The following is a 9,538-nucleotide window of genomic DNA, read 5'->3' as shown; positions in this document are numbered from 1 at the left end:
TAAAGGTGACCGAGTATGGATGAACAAGGACGCACGCTCTCCGCCCACCAGCCCATTTTGTATGTGCTGGACACCAACGTCCTGATCCACGATCCCAACGCACTGCTCAACTTCCAGGAACATCATGTAGCCATCCCCATGACCGTGCTGGAAGAGCTGGACAAGCTCAAGGCCGGTAAACACTCTGTGGCTGCCGAATGCCGCCAGGCCATTCGCCTGATCGACAAGGTGCTGGGCCAAGCGTCACCCCAGGACGTCGAACGCGGCGTACCGATCGATCGCGGCAAGGGTGACCCGAAGGGTTTTCTGTCCATTCTGATGAACAAGCATGGGGCCCTGGAAAGCCCCCTCCCCGACCACCTCAATGACAATGTGATCATCAACCAGTTGATCGACCTGCATACCCGTCGCCCGGAGATCGACGTGGTGCTGGTCACCAAAGACATCAACATGCGCCTCAAGGCGCGGGCCTGTGGCATTGCTGCGGAAGACTACAGCACTGATCAGTTGGTGGACGATGTCTCGCTCTTGTCCCGTGGCTACCACACGGTCACAGGTTCATTCTGGGACCGCGTACAGAAGGTCGATACCCGTCAGGAGCGGGGGCGCACCTGGCACCGGGTACAACTGGCCGAAGCCTTGCCGTCGGCGCATGTGAACGAGTTCATCATTGATGAACAAGGCTTTGTGGGCTGGATCAAGGCAGCGCGCGACAACGAGCTGATGATTCTGGACATGCATCAGGAGCCCTTGATGCATCAGGAAGCCTGGGGGCTCAAGCCTCGGGACATCCATCAGGCCCTGGCGCTGTTCGCCCTGCTGGACCCGGATATTCACCTGGTGAACCTGTCCGGTGCGGCGGGTTCAGGCAAGACCATCCTGGCCCTGGCGGCGGCCATCGAGCAGACCATGGTAAGCAAACGCTACCGGCGGATTATCGCTACCCGCAGCGTACAGGGCCTGGACCAGGAAATCGGCTTTCTGCCCGGTACCGAAGCCGAGAAAATGGAGCCTTGGCTGGGCGCGATCACCGACAACCTTGAAGCCTTGCACATGGATGACGAAAACACCCACGGCAGCGTGGACTACATCCTCAGCAAAGTGCCTTTGCAGTTCAAATCCCTCAACTACATCCGGGGACGCAGCTTCCAGCAGAGCCTTATCCTGATCGACGAGTGCCAGAACCTTACGCCTCACCAAATGAAAACCATCATTACCCGAGCAGGTTCAGGCTCCAAGGTGGTCTGCTTGGGCAACCTGGCGCAGATCGATACCCCTTACCTTTCCGCCACCAGTTCAGGCCTGACCTACCTGACCGAACGCTTCAAGGACTTCCCGCACGGGGTGCACATCACCTTGCAGGGCGTACCGCGCTCCATCCTGGCCGAATACGCCGAATCCCACCTCTGACCCTCTGCCTGCTGGCATGGCCGCCTCCTCTGCAGGAGGCGCCCGTGCCAAGGACAGCGCCTGTTCAGTGAATCACTACCGTGCAGGTCGTACCCGCTGCCAGGAGCATGCCCTGGGGCACTTCATCCAGGTGAATGCGCACTGGCACCCGCTGAGCCAGGCGGACCCAGTTGAACGTCGGGTTTACATCCGCCAGCAGTTCGCGGCTTTCGGGATTATCACGGTCGTAAATGCCACGTGCGATGCTTTCCACATGGCCGTGTAGCGTTTCACCGCTCATCATCTGCATCTCGGCCACGTCCCCTACGTGTACATGGGGCAGCTTGGTTTCTTCAAAAAAGCCGTACACCCAGAACGAGTGCTCGTCCACTACCGCCATCTTGGCGTCACCAGCCCGGGCATAGTCACCGGCGTGAACATTCAGGTTGGTTACATAGCCGTCCACCTGGGCCACTATACGGGTGCGGGCCAGGTTCAACTCTGCCGCTGCCAAGGCCGCCTGTGCCTGCTGGTACTGGGCTTGGGCCTGGCTGGCCACGCTGCCGGCATCCTCCTGGTTTTCCTTGGAAATGACTAAGGCATCCAGGTCTGCCCGGCGCTTGGCATTGAGCCTGCGCATATCCCACGTGGCTTTGCGCGCAGTCACCAGCGCGCGGGCCTGGTCTACCGCGACCTGGTAATGGGCCGGGTCCACTTGAATCAGCAGGTCGCCCTTGCGCACCTGCTGGTTGTCCTTGACCGGCACTGCCACCACATAGCCCGACACATCAGCCGCCACATTGATGATGTCGGCGCGTACGCGGCCATCCCGTGTCCAGGGGGTGTCCATGTAATCGACCCACAGCAACCGCCCCAGCAACAGGGCAATGCCGAACACCACTAACGTGCCTAGCAGGCTGAACAGCTTTTTCATCAGGTTGATCTCACCGGTAGACAGTCAGCGCCAGCGCGCCAAAAATGCAGAAGAACAGGCTCAGGCGCAGCAGGGCCGGGTGCCAGAAAAAGCGGTACACATCCAGGCTGGCCAATAGCCGGTCCACTACCCAGGCGAGGCCGATGGCAACCAGTAACAGCACGGTCAGCACGGGCATGTACACCCCGTGGAACGCAATTTCACGTGGCATGGGCAGCTCCTGGCAGCGCTGGCAACTCGGCCAGGGGTGAGCGGGGGTTCAGCAGGCTGCTGCGGATAAAGTGCAGGTAGCTTTGTACGCGCCTGAGCACAGACGTATCGAAATGGCGGGCAAAGGGTTCGTCGGCTTCACGCACACTGTGAATGGCATGGTCCACGGCCTGCAATGCCCGCTCTCGGTTTGCCGCCACAGGCTGGATAAACAACCGGATCAACGCCCGGCCCATGGCGCGAATGGCTTGACGCCATGGCTGGTCCAGGGCGTAGGCGGGGTGAACGAATAACGCGTCCTGCTCAAGGCGGATCTCGATCACGGCGTGGCCCACCTCCAGCACCAGCAGCATCCAGCGCATCAGGTCGCGCTGCACCCTGGGTTGTGCCGAGGCCAAGCCATAGGCCTGGTGCACAATGTCTCGGGCACGGCTTTCAAAGCTGCTGGCCAACCGGCGGGACTCGCCACTGACCGCAAACACCATCAGGCGGCGCAGTTCGGCCTGTAGCCGGCGCCACATCCAGCCGGCGTTAGGTGGCAGGATGATCGCCCCCGCGGCTGCGCAGATCAGCATGCCCACCACCATGGCAATGTAGTCGTTGATAAAGCCATAAGGGTTGTACACCGTGAGGTTGTCGGGCACCGAGCCGATGGAGAAGAAAATCAGCAGGCCCAAGCCATAGCCGGCCAACGGCGGGCGCGATGCCAGAAAGGCACCAAACGCAAAAACGGGCGCTAGAACAAAGCACAGCAGAGGAAAGCCGTCGATCTGTGGATAGACGAAGAACTGCTCCACAAACCCTGCGACAGCCCCAAGCAGCGTGCCGCAGGCCATCTGGAACGACATGCGCCTGGGGTTGGGCGTGGCCGCTGACAGCCCGATAGTGGCTGCCGCGACCAGCGTAAGGGTGCCGCCACTGGGCCAGGCAGTGACCAGCCAGTAGCTGCCCAACCCCACCAGTACCACCATACCGCGTACACCAGAGGCCAGTGACGCCAGCCAAGAGGTATGGGTGGTGTAGGGCTGGTCCCACTGCTCGCGCGCGTGGCGGTGCGAGGCCAGCGAGGCGTGGGTGAGTGCATAGCTATGCAGGCTTTCAGCAAAGCGGAACAGCAGCTCGAACGCGGTGTGGAAGTCCAGCAGGTCACTGTCCGTGGGCTGGATCTGGAGGAAGCTGGCGCGCAGTGCACGTACCTGCTCGGTAAAGGCGTCGCGGTAATCCTCAAGGGCCTTGGCCAACCGTGAAGCATCCTCCATAGTCAGTGGGTGCCCTGCAAACGGCTCCAGGGTAGCCGTAAAGCGCGCCAGTTCCGGCGCTATGGCTGCACGCACTGGGCTACTGGAACTCAGGCGTGCCAGCAATTGATGGAAGGCATTGAAGCGCGTCGTCAAGGCCATGAACTCACTATTGAGCCGGCTCAACCGGCCGGTGCGCTGGCGCATATGGGGGTCTTCAAAGGCCGTGGCGCTGCGTAGCCCCTCCAGGCCTACGGCTTCAGTCAAAAAGCGCACATTGCTGTTTTCAAAACCAGCCTCGTCGCCCTCCCCCCGCACGCCCCTCACCACGAAGGCCGCGAACACACCAAACCGTTGATACAGGGCGTTGCGCATCGCAGCACTGGCAGACTGGGGCAATACGGCGGCGCTGACGGCAGTTGCAATCAACAACCCCAACGCAATTTCCAATACCCGCCACAGTGCAGCAAAGAGAGCCCCTTCAGGATGGGCCAACACCGGCAGGCCGATCATGGCGGCCGTGTAGCCGGAGAGCACAAAACCATAGCCACGGAAATTGCGCTGGCGCACGGCGCCTGCCGAACACAACCCTACCCACAAGGCCAGGCTAGGCAGAAACAGCTCAGTGTTTTGAGGGAACAGTGCGATCAAGGCCACCGTGACTACGGCGCCTGCCAAGGTGCCCAGCAGCCGGTAGAAGCTTTTGGCAAACACAGGGCCGCTCTGGGGCTGCATCACGATAAAAACGGTAATCATGGCCGTGCGCGGCTGGGGGAGCTCCAGCCGCATGGCCAGCCACAGTGTGAGAAAGGCCGCCAGCAATACCTTGAAGATAAATACCCAGGTTACGCCGTCGCTACGGAGCCATTCACGCCAGCCTCGGTGCAAGCGGTGGCCAAGGTGCATCGCCTGAGTGCTCATGGCTGCCCTACACCCTGCAGGGTGTTCATCAGGCTTAGGGCCGGCGGTGTTGGCGGAGCAGCCAGGCTACCATTGGCCGGCGCATCGACGCCCGCGCCCAAGCCACCCCCCAGCGCGGTTATCAGCCCTGCCTGGGCCGCGAGGCGTGAGGCCTGTACGTGCTCCTCGATAGTGCGCTGTCGCAACAGCGCTGTCTGCGCTTGCAGTACGTCCAGGTAACCCGTGAGCCCGCGCTGCCAGCCCACCTTGGCCAAGTCATAGGCCTGTTGAGCGCTGGCCACGGACTCTTGGGCGAAGGCCGCCTGATGGGCCAGGGATTGACCGCGTATCAGTTGGTCGGAGACCTCTTTCAAAGCATCGGCCAGCACCTGCCGGTAGCGGGCCACGGCCAGGTCGTAGCCTGCCGCCGCCTCACCCAGCCCGCTACGCAGACGGCCGCCATCGAACAGCGGCAGGCTGAACGCCGGGCCTGCGCTGTATCCAAGCTTGTGCCCTGTCAGAAATTCCAGCATCCCGCCACTGGTCGCCATGTAGCTAAGGCTGGCCGTAAGGTCCACATTGGGGTAGAACCCGGCGTGGGCTACCTCGATACCGCGGGCCTGGGCCGCCACCTGCCAGCGGCTGGCGACCACATCGGGGCGCTGCCCCAAGAGTTGTGCCGGCAGATGGCTGGGCAGGCCGGGGTCGGCCGCCAATTGCAGTTGCGGGCGCTTGATGGTAGCGCCCTCCCCTGGCCCCTTGCCTGCCAGTGCCGCCAGTTGGTTGCGGGCTTGGGCAATCTGTTCCTCTATGTCATCCAGCTGGCGATGGGTCTCGGGCAGCAGGGTCTGGGCCTGGCTGACCTCCAGTTGAGTACCGATACCCGCCGTAAGCCGCTTGTTGGCCAGGTCCAACACCTGCGACTGCTGCGCCAGGGTAGCTTTCAGAATGTCTTGCTGGGCGTAGCTCAGCGCCAGGGCGATGTACACACGCACCACGTCCTGGGTCAGCACCAACTGCGCCTGACGCATTTCAGCCGCTGCCACGTGGGCTAGGTCCAGGGCACGTTCGCTGGCGTTCTGATCACGGTGCCACAGGTCCAGGTCATAACTCAGGCTGAGCCCGGCGTTGTTGTCCCAAGTGGTCTGGTTGGCCAGGTCACCCGGGCCATAGAAACCGTCAGTGGGCCAATTACGCCGGTGCAAGGTGCCCTCTGCACTCAGTTGAGGGGTTTCCCGTGCCTGAGCAAGGCCGGCAGCACTGCGTGCCTGACGCAGCCGGGCCGCAGCAATAGCCAGGCTGGGGCTGCCTGCTACGGCCAAGCCTACCCAATGGTCCAGTTGCGGGTCCTTGTACGCCCGCCACCACGTTTCACTCGGCCATTGGGCTTGTTCCGATGCAGCCTGGATGGCCTGATCGGTCGTCAACCCGTCAGGCGCCGGCAGGGCTGCGGTGGGCGTGATACCACCGGTCCCGATACAGCCGCTTAAACAGAAATAAAAGGCACAGGCACTGAGCGCTTTGAGCGCACGGGAGAAGCGACGCAACACAGCGGCGGGTTCCGAAGAGTGAAGGTAACGGGGGGGCTGGCACGGCCATTCTAGGGGGCTGCCACCGGGTCGATAAGCGTGATTTGTGGTGATTCTTTATTACAGGAAAGAAGACAATCTCCAGCGCACCTCCCATGCATAAGGCTTGCCCAGCAAAGTAGATGAACTCAAGCGACTCGGCGGGAGAATGATGGCGACTGTGTAACTTCATGAGACAATTTGCCGGTGTATTCAGAGAGCGAGCCATGGACACCCTGCAAAACATGCGTGCGTTTACCTGCGTGGCCGAAGCGGGCAGCTTCACTGCCGCTGCCGTGCAGCTAGACACCACCACTGCCAACATTTCACGTGCCATCTCCAACCTGGAAGCGCACTTGCAAACCCGGCTGCTTAATCGCACCACGCGACGCATTGCGCTCACCGAGGCGGGCAAGCGCTACCTGCTGCGCTGCGAGCAGATCCTGGCCTTTGTGGAGGAAGCCGAAGCAGAAGCCAGTGATGCCCATGCACGGCCTGCCGGGCAATTGAAAGTGCATACGATGACGGGGATCGGGCAGCACTTCGTAATCGATGCTATCGCTCGCTACCGCAAGATTCACCCCGATGTCACCTTCGACCTGACTCTGGCCAACCGTGTGCCCGACCTGCTGGACGAAGGCTATGACGTGTCCATCGTGCTGGCGAGCGAGCTGCCCGACTCGGGCTTTGTGTCCCAACGCCTTGGTATCACCTACAGCATTGTCTGTGCCTCGCCCGATTACGTAAAAGCCCATGGAATGGCGCGCAAGCCCAGTGAGCTACGCAACCATGCCTGCTTGCGCCTGGTGAGCCCTGTGGTGCAGCTGGAACGCTGGTTCTTCGACGGGCCTGAAGGCCAGGAAATGCTCAATATCACCAATGCGCCTTTTCAGGTGAATTCGGCCGACGCCATGAAAACCGCGATCTCCAGCGGCATGGGCGTGGGTGTGTTACCCATTTACGCCGCCATTGAAGGCCTGCGTAACGGCACCCTGGTACGGATGATGCCTGAGTACCGTTTGCAGGAGCTGAACCTGTACGCCATCTACCCGTCCCGCCAATACCTGGATGCCAAGATCAAAACCTGGGTCGAATACCTGCGTGGCTCGCTGCCCGATATCCTCGCGGCACAGGATGCCGATTTGCGCAGCCATGAACTGGCTTTGAGCAGCAAGCTTTGAGCGACAAGTTAGGAGCTGCAAGCTGCAAGCAAGAGCGCCGCGTACTGCTTTTAGCTTGCCGCTTGCCGCTTGCCGCTTGAAGCTTGTAGCTTGTTCCCTCCCCCGAAATGGAATTGCGCCCGATGAGAAAGACTGTACTTGCGTTCAGCCGCATCAGCCCCGACATGGTCGAACGCCTGGAAAAGGACTTCGATGTGATTGTGCCCAACCCCAAGCAAGGCGATGTGGCGGCGCAGTTCAACGAGGCCCTGCCAACCGCACACGGCCTGATCGGCGCGGGGCGGGCGCTGGGGGAGGCACAACTAAAGGCCGCTACGAACCTTGAGGTCATTTCCAGCGTGTCGGTAGGTTACGACAACTACGATGTGGCCTACCTGACCCAGCGTGGCATCCAACTGACCAACACCCCGGACGTACTGACCGAAAGTACGGCTGACCTGGGGTTTTCGCTGATCATGGCCAGCGCACGGCGTACGGCCGAGCTGGATGCCTGGACCAAGGCCGGCCACTGGAAAGCCAGCGTCGGCCCCGACCTGTTCGGCAGCGACGTGAACGGCAAGACCCTGGGCATCGTTGGCCTGGGCAACATCGGCGCAGCGATCGCCCGCCGTGGCCGTCTGGGTTTCAACATGCCGGTGCTGTACAGCGGCAATAGCCGCAAGCCAGCGTTGGAAGCCGAGCTGGGCGCCACGTTCTGTACGCTAGACGACCTGCTGGCCAAGGCAGACTTCGTGGTACTGGTGGTGCCCTTGAGTGACAAGACCCGGCACCTTATCAGCCATCGCGAGCTAGGGCTGATGAAGCCCTCCGCCTTCCTGATCAACATCGCCCGTGGGCCGATCGTGGATGAACCGGCGCTGATCGAAGCGCTGCAGAATGGGACCCTCCGTGGCGCCGGGCTGGACGTGTACACCCACGAGCCGCTGGCCGAGTCCCCACTGTTCTCGCTCAAGAACGCCGTGACCCTTCCGCACATCGGCTCGGCGACGGGGGAAACCCGCGCAGCTATGGCGGAACGGGCCATGAGCAACCTGACCGCTGCACTCAAGGGCCAACGGCCCACCGACCTGGTAAACCCGGAAACCTTCAAGGGCTAGGCGGCTTTCAAGGAAGGGGCGGCAGGTGTGGCCGCCCTTCCCTTGCGAAACACCAGCACGTTCCCACCCAGCACCAGCACTAGCCCGAACAGCGCGGGAGCACTCCATACATAGCCCTCGTAACCAGCAGAAACATTCAGTGCGACCAAGGGAAATAGCACGGTGCAATAGGCCGCCCGCTCTGCGCCCAGGCGGCCCACCAGCGTAAGGTACGCAGTGAAAGCGATCACCGACCCAGGAATGGCTAGGTACAGCAGCGCGCCGACATAAACAGGCGAGGTGCTGAATCCCAGGGGCGTGCCGCTTACTACACACCAGGCCGCCAACATGGCAGCACCGTACCCCATGCCCCAGGCATTGCTGGTGGCCGGCCGAATGCCCCTTCTCTGGTGCAGGCTGGAGAGCAGGTTACCCGCCGAGAAACACAAGGTACCCAGCAGGGCCAGGCCTACACCCAGCATCGTATCGGCCCCAGCGCGCTGGCGCGACAGCTCCGGCCAGAACAGCAACGCCAACCCCAGCAGGCCCATGGCGCCACCGGCCATGACCTGTGGACGTATACGCTGGCCAAACCATAGCCGGGCATTGAGGGCGTTCCATACCGTGGACGTCGAGAACACCACCGCAACCAGGCCACTGGCGATGTGTTCGCTAGCGTGAAGAAAACAGACGAAGTTCAGGCTAAACAGGCATAACCCTTGAGCGACCGCCAAGCCATGGCTCTTTCGACCCATCGGCTGCAACCGGCGGCTGGCCAGCAGGATAATGAACAGCACCCCCGCGGCCAGCGCAAAGCGGTAGAGGATGGACGCCGCAATCGCCACCTCGCCCAGTTGCAGTTTCAAGGCAATCCAAGTGGTGCCCCATATCACTACTGTCAACAGATAAAGCATAACCGTCATGGCAACCTCCAGGCTTTAGGCCGCCACTGTGTGCGCAGAACCCAGACGGCGCTTTCAGATTCCTGCGCTTTTGTTTCAAGCGCAGCCGGAAAGCACGCCGGTTGAGGGTAGGATGTGCG

General features: G+C 61.6%; 8 protein-coding genes. 3 read left to right on the top strand and 5 right to left on the bottom strand.

What is annotated here, in order from left to right:
- The first annotated feature begins 15 nt into the window (after positions 1–15).
- Positions 16–1,410, top strand: a complete 1,395-nt coding sequence (locus ACSAMW_RS18440; protein WP_168082489.1) for a PhoH family protein — start codon at positions 16–18, stop codon at positions 1,408–1,410.
- Between the two features lie 64 nt (positions 1,411–1,474).
- Here the strand turns inward: ACSAMW_RS18440 and ACSAMW_RS18435 are convergent, their stop codons facing one another.
- From ACSAMW_RS18435 to ACSAMW_RS18420, 4 genes are read right to left on the bottom strand one after another with little or no spacing between them, the layout of a single operon-like run.
- On the bottom strand, positions 1,475–2,323 hold the full coding sequence (locus ACSAMW_RS18435; protein ID WP_500591515.1) for an efflux RND transporter periplasmic adaptor subunit: 849 nt from the start codon (positions 2,321–2,323) through the stop codon (positions 1,475–1,477).
- Between the two features lie 10 nt (positions 2,324–2,333).
- Positions 2,334–2,534: a DUF1656 domain-containing protein gene (locus tag ACSAMW_RS18430; protein WP_500591514.1), complete on the bottom strand. Its 201-nt coding sequence runs from the start codon at positions 2,532–2,534 to the stop codon at positions 2,334–2,336.
- Entirely contained in the window at positions 2,524–4,692 is a 2,169-nt protein-coding gene (locus ACSAMW_RS18425) for an FUSC family protein (protein ID WP_500591513.1), read from the bottom strand. The genes ACSAMW_RS18430 and ACSAMW_RS18425 overlap by 11 nt, the downstream gene beginning before the upstream one ends.
- Positions 4,689–6,221, bottom strand: coding sequence for an efflux transporter outer membrane subunit (locus ACSAMW_RS18420; RefSeq protein WP_500591512.1), 1,533 nt, complete (start codon positions 6,219–6,221; stop codon positions 4,689–4,691). The genes ACSAMW_RS18425 and ACSAMW_RS18420 overlap by 4 nt, the downstream gene beginning before the upstream one ends.
- A gap of 245 nt (positions 6,222–6,466) precedes the next feature.
- On the opposite strand from ACSAMW_RS18420, the gene ACSAMW_RS18415 reads away from it, so the two are divergent.
- Both ACSAMW_RS18415 and ACSAMW_RS18410 read left to right on the top strand, forming a co-directional pair.
- Complete coding sequence (locus tag ACSAMW_RS18415; protein WP_500591511.1) at positions 6,467–7,420, top strand: LysR family transcriptional regulator; 954 nt, start codon at positions 6,467–6,469, stop codon at positions 7,418–7,420.
- Between the two features lie 122 nt (positions 7,421–7,542).
- Positions 7,543–8,517, top strand: coding sequence for a 2-hydroxyacid dehydrogenase (locus tag ACSAMW_RS18410; RefSeq protein WP_500591510.1), 975 nt, complete (start codon positions 7,543–7,545; stop codon positions 8,515–8,517).
- On the opposite strand, the gene ACSAMW_RS18405 is transcribed toward ACSAMW_RS18410, so the two are convergent.
- Positions 8,514–9,419 carry a DMT family transporter gene (locus ACSAMW_RS18405; protein ID WP_500591509.1) on the bottom strand — a complete coding sequence of 302 codons (906 nt, stop codon included), beginning with the start codon at positions 9,417–9,419 and terminating at the stop codon, positions 8,514–8,516. The genes ACSAMW_RS18410 and ACSAMW_RS18405 overlap by 4 nt on opposite strands.
- Positions 9,420–9,538: the final 119 nt, after the last annotated feature.

The organism is Pseudomonas sp. AB39(2026) (assembly GCF_059831485.1).
This window is presented reverse-complemented; position numbering and strand designations above follow the sequence as displayed.